This window comes from Anaeromyxobacter dehalogenans 2CP-C, from assembly GCF_000013385.1.
Taxonomy (GTDB): Bacteria; Myxococcota; Myxococcia; order Myxococcales; family Anaeromyxobacteraceae; genus Anaeromyxobacter; species Anaeromyxobacter dehalogenans_B.
Window position 1 is genome coordinate 1,055,416 of the sequence record NC_007760.1, and the last position, 18,789, is coordinate 1,074,204.

14 protein-coding genes are annotated in these 18,789 nt (G+C 74.2%); 4 read left to right on the forward strand and 10 right to left on the reverse strand.

The annotated features are described in order from the left end of the window. The first annotated feature begins 560 nt into the window (after window positions 1–560). From ADEH_RS23655 to ADEH_RS04680, 3 genes are all read left to right on the forward strand, one after another. Window positions 561–4,640 (forward strand): fibronectin type III domain-containing protein, encoded by a 4,080-nt coding sequence (locus tag ADEH_RS23655; protein WP_041453321.1) that lies wholly within the window; start codon window positions 561–563, stop codon window positions 4,638–4,640. A 102-nt stretch (window positions 4,641–4,742) separates the two neighbouring features. Further along, on the forward strand, window positions 4,743–5,309 hold the full coding sequence (locus ADEH_RS04675) for a hypothetical protein (protein WP_011419971.1): 567 nt from the start codon (window positions 4,743–4,745) through the stop codon (window positions 5,307–5,309). 103 nt (window positions 5,310–5,412) lie between these two features. Beyond that, the gene (locus ADEH_RS04680) at window positions 5,413–5,868 is read left to right on the forward strand and encodes an SRPBCC family protein (RefSeq protein ID WP_011419972.1); all 456 of its coding nucleotides are present in this window, start codon (window positions 5,413–5,415) and stop codon (window positions 5,866–5,868) included. Between the two features lie 9 nt (window positions 5,869–5,877). Here ADEH_RS04680 and ADEH_RS04685 read toward each other — a convergent pair whose 3' ends face one another. The 10 genes from ADEH_RS04685 to ADEH_RS04730 all read right to left on the reverse strand — a co-directional run bounded on the left by ADEH_RS04685 (window position 5,878) and on the right by ADEH_RS04730 (window position 16,733). Continuing rightward, a complete protein-coding gene (locus tag ADEH_RS04685; RefSeq protein WP_011419973.1) occupies window positions 5,878–6,279 on the reverse strand; it encodes a hypothetical protein in 402 nt (133 codons plus the stop codon). After that, the gene (locus tag ADEH_RS04690) at window positions 6,276–6,743 is read right to left on the reverse strand and encodes an ATP-binding protein (protein WP_232287431.1); all 468 of its coding nucleotides are present in this window, start codon (window positions 6,741–6,743) and stop codon (window positions 6,276–6,278) included. Before ADEH_RS04690 ends, ADEH_RS04685 begins: the two co-directional genes overlap by 4 nt. 40 nt (window positions 6,744–6,783) lie before the next feature. Next, a complete protein-coding gene (locus ADEH_RS04695; RefSeq protein WP_232287432.1) occupies window positions 6,784–8,664 on the reverse strand; it encodes a PP2C family protein-serine/threonine phosphatase in 1,881 nt (626 codons plus the stop codon). A gap of 13 nt (window positions 8,665–8,677) precedes the next feature. Further along, window positions 8,678–9,013, reverse strand: coding sequence for a hypothetical protein (locus tag ADEH_RS04700; protein WP_011419976.1), 336 nt, complete (start codon window positions 9,011–9,013; stop codon window positions 8,678–8,680). Then, window positions 9,013–10,167 (reverse strand): hypothetical protein, encoded by a 1,155-nt coding sequence (locus ADEH_RS04705; RefSeq protein ID WP_011419977.1) that lies wholly within the window; start codon window positions 10,165–10,167, stop codon window positions 9,013–9,015. Before ADEH_RS04705 ends, ADEH_RS04700 begins: the two co-directional genes overlap by 1 nt. Beyond that, window positions 10,160–10,606: a hypothetical protein gene (locus ADEH_RS04710; RefSeq protein WP_011419978.1), complete on the reverse strand. Its 447-nt coding sequence runs from the start codon at window positions 10,604–10,606 to the stop codon at window positions 10,160–10,162. Before ADEH_RS04710 ends, ADEH_RS04705 begins: the two co-directional genes overlap by 8 nt. Next, complete coding sequence (locus tag ADEH_RS04715) at window positions 10,603–11,772, reverse strand: ethylbenzene dehydrogenase-related protein (protein WP_011419979.1); 1,170 nt, start codon at window positions 11,770–11,772, stop codon at window positions 10,603–10,605. The genes ADEH_RS04710 and ADEH_RS04715 overlap by 4 nt, the downstream gene beginning before the upstream one ends. Window positions 11,773–12,025: 253 nt before the next feature. Beyond that, window positions 12,026–13,414: a sigma-54-dependent transcriptional regulator gene (locus tag ADEH_RS04720; protein WP_011419980.1), complete on the reverse strand. Its 1,389-nt coding sequence runs from the start codon at window positions 13,412–13,414 to the stop codon at window positions 12,026–12,028. Then, window positions 13,411–15,276 carry a sensor histidine kinase gene (locus ADEH_RS04725; RefSeq protein ID WP_011419981.1) on the reverse strand — a complete coding sequence of 622 codons (1,866 nt, stop codon included), beginning with the start codon at window positions 15,274–15,276 and terminating at the stop codon, window positions 13,411–13,413. The genes ADEH_RS04720 and ADEH_RS04725 overlap by 4 nt, the downstream gene beginning before the upstream one ends. Before the next feature lie 137 nt (window positions 15,277–15,413). Beyond that, window positions 15,414–16,733 (reverse strand): O-acetylhomoserine aminocarboxypropyltransferase/cysteine synthase family protein, encoded by a 1,320-nt coding sequence (locus tag ADEH_RS04730; RefSeq protein WP_011419982.1) that lies wholly within the window; start codon window positions 16,731–16,733, stop codon window positions 15,414–15,416. A 234-nt stretch (window positions 16,734–16,967) separates the two neighbouring features. Here ADEH_RS04730 and ADEH_RS04735 point away from each other — a divergent pair, with 234 nt between their 5' ends. After that, on the forward strand, window positions 16,968–18,788 hold the full coding sequence (locus tag ADEH_RS04735) for an AMP-dependent synthetase/ligase (RefSeq protein WP_011419983.1): 1,821 nt from the start codon (window positions 16,968–16,970) through the stop codon (window positions 18,786–18,788). Window position 18,789: the final 1 nt, after the last annotated feature.

The following is an 18,789-nucleotide window of genomic DNA, read 5'->3' on the forward strand; positions in this document are numbered from 1 at the left end:
TGCTCCGACCGGCGCGCACCCGGGCGCCGCGCGGCCGGCTCGAGCCGGGGTTCCCCCTGCCCCCGCGCGAGGAGGTCGCGCGCGCCGCTGGGCGCCAGGCGCCTCGGCGCGTTCACCCAGGGTGATTATGGCCCGAGGCTCCGTTGGGTCGTCAATGAGAGCTTTCTCATCGTGATCTCGTGGAGCGCCGGCCGCGCGGTCGCCGGCGGCCGCCACGTCCGGGCACGCGTCGCTCGCGCCCGGATCGTGCCAGGCCAGATCAAGGGGCACGACCCAACTCCGCGAGACCCGGGCGGTTTGGGCGGCGGAGTCGCATGCACGAGCGGTGAAGCAGGACGGCCTCCGGCGCGCGCCCGGCGCCGCTCCCATGGTGCAATCCCGAGCACCATCCGCACTACCGCGGTTCAATGATTGATCAATGTGTCCCCGCTGTTCGGGATGGTCGCCCGCCGGGCCCTGGATAGCTTCGACCGAGACCACGCACGGACGGAGCGAGGGTGGCCGACGGCGGCGTGGCACGGACGGTGTGCGGCACCGAGGGTGCACGGGAGGACACGGTGATGACGACGAGGATGCTTCGGCACTGGGCACGGCTGGCGCTGGCCCTGGCGTCGATCGGCTGGGCGGCGGACGCACCGCGGGCGGCGTCCAGCGCGGGCGGCTCGCAGCAGACGCGGGTCTCGCAGGCGCAGCGCGACGCGGCGGCCGCCGGCTCCGGCCTGGTGGTCCAGAGCCTGGACGCCGCCATGACGACGGCGACCATGGCCGCGCCGGGCTCGGCGCCGCACTACTTCGGCCCCTACGCGAACTACGCCAACAGCCCGCTCCGGCTGGCGGATGCGACCGTGAGCATCACCGGGGCCGGCACGGGGGCGACCGCCACCGCCACCGTGGACCTCGTCACCGGCGCCGTCACCGGCGTCGCGGTCACCGCCCCCGGGACCGGCTACCTCGCCGACGGGAGCACCCTCGTCACCGTCACCAGCGCCGCCACCACCGCGACCGGCGCGGCCGCGACGGCGGTGGTGGATCCGGTCACCGGCGCGGTGACCGCCATCACGCTGGACGCGCCGGGCACGGGCTACGTCACCCCGGGCATCCGCAAGTTCGTGAACGGGCTGCCCGGGCTCGGCGCCGCCGCCGCCAACGACCTCGGCCAGTACATCCCCGTGGCCGTCCCCGACACCACCACGTACCCGGGCTCCGACTACTACGAGATCGCGGTCGTGCAGTACCGCGAGCAGCTCCACTCGGACCTGCCGCCCACGCTGCTGCGCGGCTACGTGCAGCTCGCCACGGCGGTGGTCCCCGGCGCCGGCGTCCCGCTGGTGGGGACCGACGGCCTGCCCATCGCGCTCCCCGGCGGGCAGCAGGCGGTCGGGGTGGACCGCCCGCACTCCCTGGGGCCGGCCATCCTCGCCACGAAGGACCGCCCGGTCCGGATCCTGTTCCGCAACCTGCTCCCGACCGGTCAGGGCGGCGAGCTGTTCCTGCCGGTGGACACGACGGTGATGGGCGCGGGCATGGGCCCGGACATGGGCGGCATGGCCGAGCCGGATCCGCGCAGCCCGATGTGCGGCATGACGCCGAAGCCGATGGGCTGCTTCGCGGAGAACCGGGCCACGCTGCACCTCCACGGCGGCATCACGCCGTGGATCAGCGACGGCACCCCGCACCAGTGGATCACGCCGGCGGGCGACTCGACCACGTATCCGAAGGGCGTCAGCGTGACGAACGTGCCCGACATGCCGGATCCCGGCCCGGGCGCGATGACGTTCTTCTACACGAACCAGCAGAGCGCGCGGCTCATGTTCTACCACGACCACGCGTGGGGCATCACCCGGCTCAACGTCTACGCCGGCGAGGCCGCGGCCTACGTGATCTCCGACCCGGCCGAGGACGCGCTCGTCGCGCAGGGGATCATCCCCGGGCTGGCCGAGACGCTGCCGCTCATCGTGCAGGACAAGACGTTCGTGCCGCCCGAGCCGCAGCTCGCCGCGCAGGATCCGACCTGGGACCTCGCGCGCTGGGGCGGGCTGGGCAGCCTCTGGGTCCCGCACGTCTACATGCCGGCGCAGAACCCCGGTGACGCGAGCGGCGTGAACCAGTTCGGGCGCTGGGCCTACGGGCCGTGGTTCTGGCCGCCCACGTCCAACATCGACTACCCGCCCATCGCGAACCCGTACTACGACCCGGCCTGCGACCCGGGCGCCGGCTGGTGCGAGCCGCCGCTGGTCCCGGGCACGCCGTGGCTGTCCATGGGCATGGAGGCGTTCAACGACACGCCCACGGTGAACGGCACCGTCTATCCCACGGTGACGCTCGAGCCGAGGACCTACCGCCTCCGCATCCTGAACGCGGCCAACGACCGCTTCTTCAACCTGCAGCTCTACGTCGCCGACGCGAGCGGCACCGAGGTGGCGCTGAACGCCGCCGAGGTGCAGGCGGCGCTGGCGGATCCCGCCGGCGTGTTCCCCACGCCCGACACGGCGCTCAGCCCGCCCGGCCCGAGCTTCGTGCAGATCGGCACCGAGGGCGGCTTCCTGCCGTCGCCGGTGGTGGTGCCGCCGCAGCCCATCACCTGGGTGACCGACCCCACCGTGTTCAACGCGGGCAACGTGGACAAGCACGCCCTGCTGCTCGGCCCCGCCGAGCGCGCCGACGTGATCGTGGACCTGTCGGCGTTCGCGGGGCAGACGCTCATCCTCTACAACGACGCGCCCGCCGCGTTCCCCGCGCGCGACCCGCGCTACGACTACTACACCGGCAACCCGGACCTGACCTCGACCGGCGGCGCGCCCTCCACGCCGCCCGGCTTCGGCCCGAACACCCGCACCGTCATGCAGATCAAGGTGAGCGGGAGCACCCCGGCCGCGCCGTTCGACCTCGGGGCGCTGCGGGCGGCGTTCGCGCACAAGGCCGACGGGACCGGCGTGTTCGAGTCCTCCCAGCACCCCATCGTCGTCGGCCAGGAGCCGTACAACGCCGCGCTCGGCACCGCCTTCCAGGCGAACGGCCCGCGCGCCGGCCTGGTGCAGATCTACGACGAGCTGTTCGCGTTCGACACCGTCTCCGGCGTGCCGCTCACCATGCCGCTGCAGCGCAAGGCCATCCAGGACGAGATGGGCGAGGCGTTCGAGAAGGAGTACGGGCGCATGAGCGGCAACCTCGGCCTGGAGGCGCCCAACGCGCAGGCGGGCCAGCAGCAGAACCTGATCCTGTACCCCTACGTCAACCCGGCCAGCGAGGTCCTCGCCGGCATCGTGCTGCCGCCCGGCGTGGACGTGACCCCGATCACCACGACCGACGACGGCACCCAGCTCTGGAAGATCACGCACAACGGCGTGGACACGCACCCCATCCACTTCCACCTGTTCGACATCCAGCTCGTCAACCGCGTCGGCTGGGACGGCATCGTCCGCCGGCCGGACGCGAACGAGCTCGGCTGGAAGGACACGGTGCGGATCAGCCCGCTCGAGGACACCATCGTGGCGATGCGGCCCGTCGTCCCGAAGCTCCCGTTCGGCCTGCCGCACAGCGTCCGCCCGCTCAACCCGATGATGCCGCTCGGCTCGCCGGACGGCTTCAACAGCGTGGACGCGAACGGCAACCCCGTCAGCCCGGCGCTCACCAACGTCATGACCGACTTCGGCTGGGAGTACGTCTGGCACTGCCACATCCTCAGCCACGAGGAGATGGACATGATGCGGCCCATGGCCGTCTCGGTCGCGACGACCCTGCCGTACCCGCCCACCGGCGTCACGGTGGCGCCCGGCGCGGGCGGCGTGGACCTCGCCTGGATCGACGCCACGCCGGTGAGCTACGCCGGCACGGCGACCTGGGGTGACCCGTCGAACGAGATCGGCTTCCGCGTGGAGCGGGCGCCCATCGGGAACAACGGGAAGGCGGGCGCGTACGTCTCGCTCGGCACCACGCTCGCGAACCAGGCGCGGTTCCGCGACGCCACCGCCGACCCGGCGCTGACCTACAGCTACCGGATCGTGGCGGTGAGCTCGGCCGGCGAGTCCGTCTCGGCGCCGGTGGGCGGGCCGCTGCCGGCCGCGCCGCAGGCCCCCACGAACGCGGTCGCCACCCTGGCGGCCGGTCCGTCGGTCGCGCTCACCTGGCGCGACAACGCGACCAGCGAGGCGTACTTCGTCCTGGAGCGCTCGGTGGACGGCGGGGCGTTCGCGTACCTGTCGGCGCCGCCGGCGCGCAGCAACACCGGCACGGTGACGTTCACCGATCCCGCCGTGTCGAGCGGGCACACCTACCAGTACCGGGTGAGCGCGGTGAACGCGGGCGGCTCGTCGGCCCCGGCGGTCTCGAACGCCGTGACCGTCGTGAGCCCGCCGCTGCCGCCCTCCGGCCTGGCCGGCACCGCGGTGCGCTCCGGGAAGAAGGCGAACGTCACGCTCACCTGGGTGGACGGCTCGACCGACGAGACCGGGTTCGAGCTCCAGCGCGCGACCAACGCGTCGTTCACGGTGGGGCTCAACACCAGCACCCTGGCGGCCAACACCGTCACGGTGACGCAGACGGGCCTGTACCGCGGCGTCACGTACTCCTACCGGATCCGCGCCGTGAACGGCGGCGGGGCGTCCGCCTGGTCGAACGTGGCGACCGTGGTCACGCCGTAGCCGTGCCCGCGCCGCCGGCGCCGGCCTCCGGGCCGCGCCGGCGGCGCCTTCCCCTTCGCTCCAACCGCCGGCCCGTCGCGGGCCGGCCTGCCGGAGGTCGCCGTGAGCCGCATCCAGCGCACCTTGCTCGCCGTCCTCGCCACCGCGTTCGCCGCCGGGCTCGCGCTCCTCGGCGTCTTCGCCGACCGGGATCCGCGGGGCGTGGCCACCGCGGAGGGCGCGCCGCCGGCCCCGCTCGCGGCCGCGCCCGAGCCGTCCGCGCCGTCCGTCGCTCCGGCGCCGGCGCCGCCGCCGGCGGCCACCGCGCCGGGCGCCGCGCCGCTGCGGGCGGGGGGCGTGGACCGCTCCCCGCAGCGGGCCATGCCCGCGCAGCGCCGGCACGCGCTCGCCTCCTTCCGCCGCGAGCTCGCCGGCGGGATGGCGGCGCTCCAGCAGCGCGCGCAGCGCTGCGCTCCACCCGACGGCGCCGGGGCGGCGGTCGTGGTGGCGCTCGAGACCGTCGAGGGCGGCATCCGGGTGCTCGACGCCCGCCCGCAGGCGCCGGGCGGCGCGACCGAGGCCGAGGTGTCCTGCGTCCGCGCAGCGCTCGCGGGGCAGGTGCTCCCCGCGCCGAGCGCCGAGCCCGGGCGGCGCTGGCAGCTGCCGCTGGCCATCCGGCCGGGCGTCTGAACGCGCCCGGCGCGTGCGGCGGCGTGCCTCGGCCCGCGCGGTGCGCCGCCGGGCGCGCCAGGCCGGCGTAGCCTGATCGCCGGAGCACGGCCCGGAGGCGATCATGATCGGCATCACGCGCTCGATCGCGATCCGGGCTCCGGCGGAGCGGGTGTTCGCGCACCTCTCGGAGCCCGGGAACCTGCTGGAGATCTGGCCCAGCCTGGTGGCGGTCCGGAACGCCGAGGTCGGCGACGACGGCCGGCACGCGTTCGACTGGACCTATCGCATGGCCGGCCTGCCGTTCCGCGGCCACTGCGACACCACCGCGGTCGTGCCCGGCCGCAGCCGCGAGGACCACAACAGCGGCGGCATCCCCAGCACGTTCCGGTGGAGGTTCGAGCCCGCCGCCGAGGGCACGAACGTGGAGCTCGCCATCGAGTACGAGGTGCCGGGGATCGTGCAGATCGTCGCCGGCGCGGCGCTGCGCGCCATGAACGAGCGCGAGGCGGACGCGCTGCTCGCGAACCTGAAGGCGAGGATGGAGTCCGGGCAGGTGCCGGTGCGGCGGGGCGGGTAGGCCGGGACCTCAGTCGATGGCGACGGTGTTCACCGCGTAGCAGGAGAGGGCGAGCAGGCTGGTCTTCTGCCACTTGCGCGCGGGGTTCGACAGGAACCGCAGCCCGTACCGCTGGGCCTCGGGCAGCGCCTGGATCCGCTGGATCCAGTGGATGAACGCCTTGAAGCCGGAGGAGTTGCAGAACTCGAGCTCGCGCAGGTCCACCCGCACGGCGCGCTCGCCCTTCTTCACCACCTCGTCGTGCACGGCGTCGAGGAACGGGTTCAGCACGGTCGCGGGGTTGACGGTGCTGATGGTGCCGCGGAACAGCACCCGGGTCCCGAGCGGCTCGGTGGCCATGCTGGCGGAGTACTTCTCCTCGGACACCTGGAACGGCGTGGCGCGGCCGCCCGGCTGGAACGCTGCGGTCATCGGGAACCTCCGGAGGTCTGGAGCGGGGTGGGGCGGAGCCGCCCCGACGCGTGGACGGTCATGCGCCCGCCGGCGCGGCTCACGGACAGCTCGAGCTGCGCCTCGAAGCGGACGCGGGCGAGGCCGAGCCCGCCGCGCTGCGCGGTGGGGGTATCGTGCATCGCCTGCAGGTAGTGGCGGAGGGCGTCGGGCTCGCCGTTCATGCGCGCGACCCGCTCCTCGAGCGCGTGGTACTCGGCCTCCGTGCAGCGGTTGGTCACGGCCACGGCCACGCGGTCGGCCTCGGGCTCGACCTCCAGCGTGAGCTCGACGTCGTCGTCGTGCGAGTGGGGCACGGCGTTCTGCATCAGCTCGTGCACCGCCAGGGCGAGCTGCGCCTCGCGGTTGTCGGTGGTCCCGGCGCACGCGCAGAACGACTCGACGAACCGGCGGATCTCGTCGATGAAGACCCAGGGCGGCTTCATTCGCAGCGTGAGATAGACGGGCGTCCCTCCGCGTCGGGCATCAGCGGTCGTCATTCTTGCGCCTCAGCACCACCGTTGTCATGTCGTCTTCCTGCGAGGCGGCGAACGCCTCGACCGCGGAGAACACGGTCCCGAGCGCCTGCGGCGCGGACGCGCCGTGCAGGTCGCCGAGCACCTGGGCCAGCCGGTCCTCGCCGAACAGCTCCCCGCCGGCGGCGGGCGCCTCCAGCATGCCGTCGGTCACCAGGCAGAGCAGCTCGCCGGGGCCGACCTGGAACTCGTACTCGGTCACCCCGGGCGGCACGCCGGCGGTGAGGCCCACCCACGGGCCGGGCGAGTCCACCACCTCGACGGCCCCGGGCCCGCGGACCACGAAGATGGGCTGGTGCGCGCCGGCGGCCACGAACCGCCCGTCGCCGAGGTGGCGGGCCGCCATCAGCGTGAGGTAGTCGTCGCGGCCCATGCGCCGGCGCACGTTCTCGTGCACCACCCGGTTCACGGCGGCGATCACGTGGCGCGGCGAGCAGCGCGGGTCCTCGGCGATGGCGCCGTACGCGGCCGCCTGCGCCATCATCATCACCAGGCCGGAGTTGATGCCGTGCCCGGAGACGTCGCCGACCAGCACCCAGAAGCCGTCCTCGAACGCGAGGATGTCGTACAGGTCGCCGCCCACGTCGTCGGCGGGCTTCATCCGCGCGGCCACCTCGTAGCCGGGCACGGCCGGGCTGACCGGGAGGATGGCGGTCTGGATCTGGTGCGCGATCTGGACCTCGCGGCGCAGCGCCTCGGTCCGCTGCAGCTCGTCCCGGGAGCGCGCCACCTCCTCCACCATCACGTTGAAGGAGCGGACCAGGTCGCCCAGCTCGTCGCGGTACTCGGCGTGGACGCGGGCGGTGAGGTCGCCGCGCGAGACCCGCGCCATCGACGCGGAGACGTCCACCAGCGGGCGCGAGGCCTGCCGCACGGCCGCGACCCCGGCGCCGGCGGCCGCGAGCAGCACGCCCGCGTAGAGGAGCCCGAGCACCACGCGCAGCCAGGTGAGCTTCCCGTACGCCACCCGCTCCGGCACCAGCATGAGCGTCGCCCAGCGCGGCGCCGCCGTGGCGGCCTGCGTCCGCACGGCCAGCGCCGGGTCGCCGCCCGCCGGCTCGAGCCGCTCCAGCGTGCCGGGCGTGCCGGCCGGCACCGCCAGCACCGGCGCGAGCGCGGCCGCGTCGATCCCCGGCGTCGAGAACGTCAGCGCGCCGGCCGCGTCCGCCACCACCGGCCGGTAGTCGCCGTCGCGCCCGCTCACCTCGCCGAGCAGGCGCGCCAGCGCGTCGCGCGTCACCGCCCCGACGACGTAGCCGCACAGGTCGCCGGCGAAGTCCCTCACCGGCGCGGTGAGCACGAGCGCGTTCCCTTCCGGCGCGCCGCGCAGCAGCCGCGCGAGCGGCACCACGTCGGCCGTCACCGCGGCGCCCTGGCCGGCGTGCGCCAGCCCGGGCAGGTCCACCACGATGCCGCGCATCTCCCCGAGCCCGATCCCGCGGGGCGCCGCGCCCGGCGCCGCGCGCACGGCGGCGCGGATCTCGCCGTCCGGCGCGAGCAGCGCGGCCGCGCCGATGGCGCCGCCCTGGTCCTGGATGGTGCGGCGCAGGTAGTCCTCGGCGAACTTCGGGTCGCCCGTGTCGAGGCTCATCTGCATCGCCTCGGCCTCGGCCCAGTTGCGCACGGTGAGCGCGCGCTCGCCCTGGAACCGCACCACCGCCTCGTGCACCTCCTTGGCGCGCGCGGCGAGGTGCGAGTGGACCGCGTCCACCACCACCGAGCGCGCCACGCGCTCGAACGCCATCGCCGCGGCGGCGAGCGCCAGCGCCAGCAGCGCCACCGTCGCCACCAGCAGGCGGAGGCGCAGGGACGTGCGCGTGCGCTGGGCCACGAACGCGAACACGCTAGCCCCCGTAGCCCTGCTGCACGGCGTGGAACTTCAGGAAGTCGTAGATGAGCTGGGCCTGCTCCTCGTTGATGGCGGAGTTGGGCCGGCGCAGCATCCGCTTCATGTAGCGCTTCCACTCGGTGGGGCTGAACCGCGCGTTCACCGAGCGCGCCAGCGGGTGGCACTTGGCGCACTTCACCGAGAACACCTCGTACTTGCGCTGCTGGTCCTGCGGGTACTGCCTGACGTCGATGCGATCGGGGCCGCCGTCGCGCGGGTCCGGCGGGGCCTGCGGGGGCTCCGCGGCGGCGATCAGCGCGGCGAGCGCGGCGACGAGCGGGAGCGCGGGCATCAGAACGCACCTCCCATCCCGACGTGGTACGAGTGGAAGTCCTCGAAGTCGGTGGTGTCCCAGTACTCGTAGGAGAGCTTCACGAACACGCCCTGCGCCGGCGTGACGACCAGGCCGCCGGTGTAGCGCTGGATGCGGCTGTCGATGGAGAGGTCGGCGGAGGCGCCCGGCAGCGGCGCGCCCTTGCGGCGCAGCTCGTCGAAGCGGTAGACGGCGGCCAGGTACCGGCCCAGCGGGTGCTCGAGCTCCCCGTACCAGCCCTCCTTCTCGAACCAGTCGTCCACCAGGCCGTAGCGGTAGCCGCTCGCGGCGGGGTCCAGGTCGGTGCGGCGCGCGGCGTACTCGCCGCGCGCGGTGAACGGGCCCAGGCGGAAGGACGCGTCCACGCCCCACATCAGGTACTTCAGCTTCGCCTCCTTGTCGTACCGGCCGCCGGTGAACGAGCCGCCCAGCGTGGCGTCGCCGATGAACGCGTTCGCGTCGGCGGAGTAGGTGAGCGCGAGGCGCGCCCCGCCCGCCAGCTCGCGGTTGTTGTCGGAGTACGAGCTGGTGCGGAGCGCCATCCAGTCCACGTCGTTCGCGCCCTTGAGGCCCGCCACGCCGTAGAGCCCGTACCAGACCTGCAGCCGCTCCCCCAGCCACGCCACGCCGTAGGCGAGCGCGCCGGTGTCGCTGTACGGCATCGGCACGATGCCCAGGTTCATGGCGGTGCGGGCGCCGTACGCCATGCGCCCCATGTCGTAGATGAGCGGGGCCGAGGCGGGCTTGTGGCCGGAGGGGTCGGCGCGCTGCGAGTACTCGCCGAACGGCACCAGGATCCGGCCGGCCTGCACGTTGAACCAGGTCTTCGGCGTGTACTCGAGGGCCACGTGCTCCATCTCGAACCCGTGGCAGCTCGCGCAGGCCTTGGCGGTGAACGAGAGGTCGTCGTGGATGTCCACGCCGACCTTGAGCGAGGCGTCCAGCGTGAGCCCCTGCGGCGCGCCCCGGCCCACGCTGCGGTCCGGGATGCCCCAGGAGTCCACGTAGGCCGAGCCGGAAACGATGACGCCGTCGCCGGCGCGGGCGGCCGCGGCGGCCGCGAGGAGGCCGGCCGCGAGCGCGAGGCGCGCGGCGGGGCGGTGGGCGCGAGGGCGGGCGTGGCGTTCAGTCATTGGGCGCTCCGACGGCGATCCACGCCTCGATGGCCTGGATCTCGGCCTCGTCGAGCAGGGTGTCGCCGGTGGGCATGGGGGTGGGCACGCCGCCGGCGTCGCCGGCGGTGCCGCGGAGCTTCAGGACGAGGTAGCTGCGCTCGGGCGCGCCCGGCTCGACCAGCATGAGCGCGGGGGCCTGGATCGACGGGACGTCCACGAGCTGGCCGTAGGCGAGCTCGCGGTCGAGGGAGGTGGGCGCGGTCGGCGGCGGGTTGCCGGAGTGGCAGGCGGTGGTGGCGCAGCGCGGGACGAGCACGTTCTCGGCGATCGACGAGAACGTCCCGGGGACGCCGCCGCCGTCCGGCAGCGGCTCGCCGCCGCGCGGGTCGGCGCCGCAGGCGGCGAGCGCCGAGGCGAGCACGGCGCCGAGCGCGAGCGGGGGCGTGCGGCGGCTCATGGGCGGAGCGGGAACTGCGCGTCGTTGGGGTCGTCGGTGACGAGCGAGCGGCGCAGCTCCACCGTCCAGGTGCCGTCGGCCCAGCGCGCGGCGGCGGTCACGTCGTCGCGGTGGAGCCCGGGGGGCTGCAGCGCCACCGCCGGGATGCGGGTGCCGTCGGCCGGCACGGTGACCGTGTCGATCGGCACGGCCAGGGGCGCGCCACCGCTCACGAACAGCGCCGCCGGGTTCGAGGCGAGCCCGCCCTCGCCCATCCACTTCGGCGAGGCCGGCGTGAGCCCGTCGGAGTTGGTCTGCGTCATCGAGACGCTGCACGGGGGGCTGCGGCCGGTGAGGCAGGCCTGCGCGCAGGCCGGCGGGTCGGGGCAGTCGCCGTAGATGCGGACCTCGTTCCAGAACTGGTCGTCGGCGAGGCCGAGCGGCCCGGTGCGCGCCGCGCGCCAGGTCCAGCCGTCCACCAGCTGGCCCGCGCCGTTGGTGTGCATGCTGAAGCGCTGCGACCGGATCGGATCGGTGAAGACGCCGAGGTTCTCCTTCACGTGGCAGCCGGCGGCGCAGCCCACCGCGTCGTGCGGCTTGAAGTTCGCGGCGTCGAACGAGAGGAACAGCTTGTCCTCGTCGAGCGTGGCGTCCTGCGCCCAGGCGCCGGCGGTCCAGACCCAGGGCCGCCAGGCGCGGCTCTCGGTCGGATCGCTCCAGCGGAACAGGAACCACACGTGCTCGTCGTCGTAGGCGACCCTCACCCGGATGCGGTCGATGCCGTAGTCGTAGCGCGGGACGCGGGTGCACGGCTCGCCCGCCACGCACGCGCCGCGCGAGACGTAGTAGCCGGTGTACTCCTCGGTCCACTGCGCCTCGGTCATGCCCATGATGGCGCCGGGCGAGACGAGCGGGATCGTGCTCTCGGGGAGGCCGGCCCAGTCCGAGGCGTCGCCGTCCACGGTGGGCGGCGAGGCCACGCGGCGCGCGGCCACGGTGCTCGCGCCGGGCTTGCCGGAGAGGAACGCGATCTTCACCGCGCTGGAGGACTGCGGGATGCTGCCGCCCGAGTTCACCACGCCCACGCTGAACCAGGCGTCCGCCGGCGCGTGCGTGAGCTCCGGCGCCTCCAGGCAGCCTCCGAGCAGCACGAGCGCGGCGAGTCCCCCTGCGCGACCGAGGCGCATGCCCCCTCCATGGCTGCGAGGGTTCCCCGCCCTCGCGCGCCAATCCGATGCAATGAGCGCGCATGCTAGGGGTGCAATCCATGTGGGTGTCAATTTCTCGAAGTGCGCAATACGGTGGGTGATTTCACCCACCCGCCCGCGAAGTTTGCGCCGCGGCCAGAGGGGCCCGGACTCGCGGGAGAAATGGCCGCGGCCGGCGCCGCCGAGTGCACGGAGCGTGAATGCGAGCTTTCGGCACCCGCGCGCCGGACGGCTACCGGTAGTCGTCTCGGCTCAGCCCGTACGCCTTCATCTTCTCGTACAGGTTCCGCTCCGCGATGCCGGCCGCGCGGGCCACCTCGCCGATGCGCCCGCGCCGCTCCTTGAGCAGGCGCGTGAGGTACTCGCGCTCGAAGCGCTCGACCAGGCGCTGCCGGGCCTCGAGCAGCGGGAGCGAGGTGTCCACCGGGACGCCGGCGTCCGGCCGCGGGGCGACGCCGGCCCCGAGGATGGGCGCGACCGCCGCCCACCCCATCAGCACCGCGCGCTCGCAGAGGTTGCGCAGCTCGCGCACGTTGCCCGGCCACGGGTAGGCGCGCGCCGCGGCGAGCAGGTCCGGCGGCGGCACCGGCGCGGTGCGGCCGTAGCGCTGCGCGAACGAGCGCAGGAAGTGCTCGAGCAGGGCGGGCAGGTCCTGCGGCCGCTCGCGCAGCGGCGGCAGGCGCAGCGGGATCACGTTCAGCCGGTAGAAGAGGTCGTCGCGGAAGCGCCCCTCGTGCACCAGGGCCTCCAGGTCGCGGTTGGTGGCGGCCACGATGCGGACGTCCACCTTGATGGGATCGCGCGCGCCGACGCGCGTGATCTCCTGCTTCTGCAGCACGCGCAGCAGCTTCGCCTGGATGGCGAGGTCGAGGTCGCCCACCTCGTCGAGGAACAGCGTGGACCCGTCCGCCTGCTCGAAGCGCCCGACCCGGCGCGCCACCGCGCCGGTGAACGCGCCCTTCTCGTGGCCGAAGAACTCGCTCTCCATCAGGTCCTTCGGGATGGCGGTGCAGTTCACCGCCACGAAGGGCCTGTCGCGCCGCGGCGAGCGGCGGTGGATGGCGCGCGCCACCAGCTCCTTGCCGGTGCCGGTCTCGCCGCGCAGGAGCACGGTCGCGTCGGCCGGCGCCACCTGCTCCACCATCGCGAACACCTCGCGCATGGCCGGCGCGGTGCCCACGATCTCCTCGAACCCGGCGGCCCGCTCCAGCTCGCCCCGCAGGCGCAGGACGTCGCGCCGGGCCCGCTCGTGCGCCACCGCGTGGCGCAGCACCAGCGCCAGCTCGTCGAAGCGGAGCGGCTTGGTGAGGTAGTGGAGCGCGCCCTTGCGCATCGCCTCCACGGCCGTCTCGACCGTGGCGTGCGCGGTGACCAGCACGACCGGCAGCGAGGGGCGCAGCGCGTGGACCCGCTCCATGAGCGCGATGCCGTCCAGGTCCGGCATCTTCAGGTCCGAGACCATGGCGAGCGGGTCGGACTCCGCCAGGCGCGCGAGCGCCTCCGCGCCGGAGGAGGCGACCAGCACCTCGAAGCCCTCCAGCGACAGGTTCGCGCGCGCGACCTTGCGAGTCCCGGGATCGTCGTCCACCACCAGGACCAGCCCCTCGCCGCCCGTGCTCACGCGTCCACCTCCGACCCGGCCGCGGCCTCGACCAGCCGCCGCACCGGGAAGCGGATCGCGGCCACGGTCCCGCCGCCCTCGCGCCGGCGGAGCGCGAACCGGGCCCGGTGCTGCTCCACCGCCCGCGTGACCACCACCAGGCCGAGCCCGGTGCCGGTCGCCTTGGTGGTGACGAACGGCCGGAGCACCTCGTCCAGCTGATCCGCCGGGATGCCGCAGCCGCGGTCCTGCACCTCCACCACGATGGTGCCCTCGCCGCCGGACGCCTCGAAGCGGCTCACCAGCGTGGGCGGCTCCGCCCCGCCGGCGTCGAACGCGTTGGCGAGCAGGTTGACCAGCGCGTCGGTGACCATGGGCGCGTCCACGTCGAGCACCGGCAGGTCCGGGGCCAGCTCGAGCCGCACCGCGCCCGCGGGCAGCCCGCGGGCCAGCGCCGCCTTCTGGGCGGCCTCCTTGAGCAGCCGGTTCACCGCCACCGGCGCGAGGTGCGGCTCGGCCGGCCGCGAGATCTCCAGCAGCTCGGAGATGAAGCGGTTCACCCGCTGGACCTCGTCGCCGATGAGCCCGGAGTACTCGGCCACCTCGGCGTCGCCCTCGAAGCGCCGGCGCAGGTACTGGGCCGCGCCGTCGATCGCGTTCAGCGGGTTGCGCAGCTCGTGCGCGACCTGCGCCGACATCTGGCCCAGGCCCGAGAGCCGCTCGGCGTCGAGCAGCCGCCGCTCCAGCGTGCGCCGCTCGGTGATGTCGCGGATCACCATGACCGTGCCCAGGTAGCCGCCGCCCGCGCCGGCCACCGGCGCGTAGGTGGTCTCGAAGCGCCCCTCCCGCTCCTTGATGATCGAGTGGGCCGGGCCGGCGTCGTCGCCGCGGCGCAGGTACCCGAGCACGCGGTCGAGCATCCCGTGGCTGGCCTTCGGGTGGCAGTCCTTGATCGGGCGGCCGGCGCCGTCGGTCAGGTTCCGGAGCGCCCGCCCCGCCTTGTTCACGAGCGCCACGCGGTCCTCGGCGTCGATGAAGATGACCCCGTCCACCATCGAGTCCAGGATCGCCTGGAGCCGCTGCAGGTCGGCGGCCCGGGCCTCGCGCGCGGCGGTGGCCTCGTCCAGCGCCTCCGCCAGCTTCGCGGTCCGCTCCTGCACCCGCGACTCCAGCTCGGCGTGGGTGCGCTGCACCTCCTCGGCCATGCGCCGGAGCGCCCCGGCCAGCGCCCCCGCCTCGCCGGGCGCGTCGGGCGGCCGGGCCGCGAGGTCGCCGCGCCCGAGCGCCTCGGCGAAGCGCGAGAGGTGCCGCAGCGGCGCCACCAGCGTGGTGCGGAGCACCAGCACCACCGCCAGCGACACGGCGGCGAGCGCCAGCCCCACCAGCGCCGCCATCCGCACGGTGGACGCGGCCAGGCGCGGGCCGAGGCCGCTCACGTCGAGCGACACGTGCAGCGCCCCGTTCACCGCCTGCTCGCCGTGGCAGCCGCGGCACGACGCGGCGTTCTCCACCGGGCGCGTCACCGTGAGCCGCGCGTCGGTCCAGCGCAGGGACGGGCCGAGCCCGAGCCGCTCCGGCCCCTCGCCGGCCCGCAGCCGCACGCGGCCCTGCGCGTCGGCGAGCGCCACGCCGGCCACGCCCCCGGCGCGGCCCACCGCGCCGAGGATCGCGGCCATGGTGTCCGGCCGGTGCTCGGTCATCGCCTCGGTGAGCGAGTGCTCCAGCGCCTCGGCGATCGCGCCGGCGCGCGCCTCGAGGAGCGCGCGCTCGGCCTGCGCCTCCTCGCGCCGCAGCGCGGCGCCCGCCACGACGGACACCGCGGCCGCCACCAGCAGCAGGAGCAGGGTGGTCCGGCCGGTGATCCCCAGGGTGAGGAGGCGCATGCGCCGCGAGCCTAGCGCGTGGCGGCCGGGGCGGGGAAGGCCGGCGCGGCCGGCGGCGCGGCGTGGCGCCGCGGACGGAACGGCCCCTCCCGCCGCAGGGCAGGAGGGGCCGGGGCGCTGCGCGGCGGGAGGAGGGGCTACCGCCGCGTGGCGCGGAGGGCCTCGTCGAAGTCCTCCTTGATGTCCTCGATGTGCTCGATGCCGAGCGAGACGCGGATCTGGTCCGGCGTCACCCCGGACGCCGCCTGCTCGGCGTCGGAGAGCTGCTGGTGGGTGGTCGAGGCCGGGTGGATCACCAGCGTCTTCGCGTCGCCCACGTTCGCGAGGTGCGAGGCGAGCTTCACCGAGTCGATGAACGTCTTCCCCGCCTGGTAGCCGCCCTTCACGCCGAACGTGAAGACGCCGCCGAAGCCGTTCCGCAGGTACTTGCGGGCCCGCTGGTGGAACGGGTGCGCCTCCAGGCCGGTGTAGTTCACCCAGGCGACGTCGGGGTGGCCCTGGAGCCAGCGCGCCAGGGCGAGCGTGTTCTCGCCGATGCGCTGCACGCGCAGGGAGAGCGTCTCGACGCCCTGGAGCAGCAGGAACGCGTTGAACGGCGAGAGCGTCGGGCCGAGGTCGCGCAGCCCCTCCACCCGGGCGCGCAGGACGAACTGGATGTTGCCGAACGGGCCCTTCGGGCCGAACACGTCGTTGAACACCAGGCCGTGGTAGCCGGGGGACGGCTCGGTGAAGAACGGGAACTTGCCGCTCTTCGCCCAGTCGAACTTGCCCGAGTCCACGATCACGCCGCCGATCGAGGTGCCGTGGCCGCCGATCCACTTGGTGGCGGACTCCACCACCACGTCGGCGCCCCACTCGATGGGCCGGCAGAAGTAGCCGCCGGCGCCGAAGGTGTTGTCCACCAGCAGCGGGATGCCGTTGTCGTGCGCGAGCGCGGCGAGCGCCTCGAAGTCGGGGACGTTGCCGGCGGGGTTGCCGATGGACTCGACGTAGACCGCCTTGGTCTTTCCGTCGATCGCCTCGCGGATGGCGTCCACCTCGGCGCCCTCGACCAGCTTCACGTCGATGCCGAGCCGGGGAAGGGTGACCTTGAACTGGTTGTACGTGCCGCCGTAGAGGTTGCTGGCCGAGACCACGTTGTCGCCCGCCTGCGCCAGGTTCGCGATGGCGAGGAACTGCGCGGCCTGGCCCGAGGACGTGGCGAGCGCGGCGACGCCGCCCTCGAGCGCGGCGATGCGCTTCTCGAACACGTCGGTGGTCGGGTTCATGATCCGCGTGTAGATGTTCCCGAACTCCTTCAGCGCGAACAGGTTCGCGCCGTGCTCCGCGGAGTCGAACGTGTAGGACGACGTCTGGTAGATGGGCACGGCGCGGGCGTTCGTGCCCGGCGCGGGCTCCTGGCCGGCGTGGACCTGCAGCGTCTCGAAGCGGAGCTTCCTGTTCGGGGGGATGGCCATGCGTTCCTCTGGGCGGGGCGGTCCGTTGAGTTGGATGGTCATCCTAAGAAACGGATGCGCGGGATGTCAAGCCGGCCGGGAGGAACGCAGCGATGGAGCGGCGCGCAGGGCTGTCGGTCCGTTATAGCGGACGACGGTTGGGCGCCCGGCGCGCCGGCCCGTCCTGCCATTCGCCGCCCGGCCCGGATCGGTCTACATTCGCGCCGCAAACGAAGCGACCGGAGGACCCAGCCCTTGCCCGACACCCAGCCCCGCAACGTCCCCGAGCTCTTCCTCGAGCGCGTCGGCCTCACGCCGGACGCCGAGGCGTTCCGCCACCCGGCCGGCGCGGACTGGCGCAGCCTGACCTGGGCGCAGACCGAGGCGCGGGTGCGCGCGATCTCCGGGGGCCTCCGGGCGCTGGGCGTCGAGTCGGAGCAGGTCTGCGCGATCCTGTCGGGGACGCGCATCGAGTGGGTGCTCGCCGACTTCGGGATCCTCTGCGCCGGCGCGGCCACGAGCACCATCTACCCGTCCTCCACGGCGGACGAGTGCGCGTACATCCTCTCCGACTCGGGCACGGTGGTGGCGTTCGCGGAGGACGCCCTGCAGGTCGCGAAGCTGGCCTCGCGCCGGGCCCGGATGCCGGCGCTCCGGCACGTGGTGGTGTTCGACGGCGAGGGCAGCGCGGACGGCTGGGTGACGACGCTCGCCGACCTGGAGGCGCGCGGGCGCGCCTGGGACGCGGAGCACCCCGGCGCCTTCGAGGAGACGGCCGCCTCGGTGCGCCCCGACGCGCTCGCCACGCTGCTCTACACCTCCGGCACGACCGGCGTGCCCAAGGGCGTCGAGCTCACGCACGCCTGCTGGGTCTCGCAGTCGGCGTCGGTCCAGGCCTCGGGCATCCTCGACCACCAGGACGCGGTGCAGTTCTTCTGGCTCCCGCTCGCGCACTCGTTCGGGAAGATGATCGGCACCGCCCAGCTCCGGATCGGCTTCCCCACCGCGGTGGACGGCCGGGTGGACCGGATCGTCGAGAACCTCGGGGTGGTGCGCCCGACCTTCGTGTGCGCGGTGCCGCGGATCTTCGAGAAGGTCCACAACAAGATCCTCTCGAACGCCCGCGACGGCGGCGCGGTCAAGGCGGCCATCTTCCGGTGGGCCATCGACGTCGGGCTGGAGGCGTCGCGCGCGCGGCGGGCCGGCCGTCCGCTCGGGACGGTGCTCCAGGCGCAGCTCGCGGTGGCGGACCGGCTGGTGTTCCACAAGGTGCGCGAGCTGTTCGGCGGGCGCCTGCGCTTCTTCGTGTCCGGCTCCGCGCCGCTCTCCCGCGACATCGCCGAGTTCTTCGACGCGATGGGCGTCGTGATCCTCGAGGGCTACGGGCTGACCGAGTCGTCCGCGGCGACGCACGCGAACCTGCCCTCGAAGCGGAAGATCGGCTCGGTGGGCCCCGCGTTCCCGGGCATCGAGGTGCGCATCGCCGAGGACGGCGAGATCCTGATGCGCGGCCCGTGGATCATGCGCGGCTACCGCGGCCTGCCCGAGCAGACCGCCGAGGCGCTCGACGCGGACGGGTGGCTGCACACCGGCGACGTCGGGTTCGTGGACGCGGACGGCTTCCTGTCCATCACCGACCGGAAGAAGGACCTCATCAAGACCTCCGGCGGGAAGTACGTGGCGCCGGCCGAGCTCGAGTCCAAGCTGAAGGCCATCTCGCCGTTCGTCTCGCAGGTGCTGGTCCACGGTGACCGGCGCAACTTCGTGACCGCGCTCGTCACCCTCGACGCCGACGCGATCGGCAAGTGGGCGGCCGAGCACGGCCACGCCGGCGAGCCGGTGTCGGCGCTGGCGCGGCTCCCGGAGGTGCAGGAGCTGCTGCAGCGGCACGTGGACCGGCTGAACGCCGGGCTGCCCCGCTTCGCCACCGTGAAGAAGTTCGCGATCCTGCCGCGCGAGCTCTCCGAGGCGGAGGGGGAGGTCACCCCGTCGCAGAAGGTGAAGCGGAAGGTGGTCGAGCAGCACTTCCGCGCCGAGATCGACGCGATGTACGGCGGCGAGCCGCCGCGGACCTAGG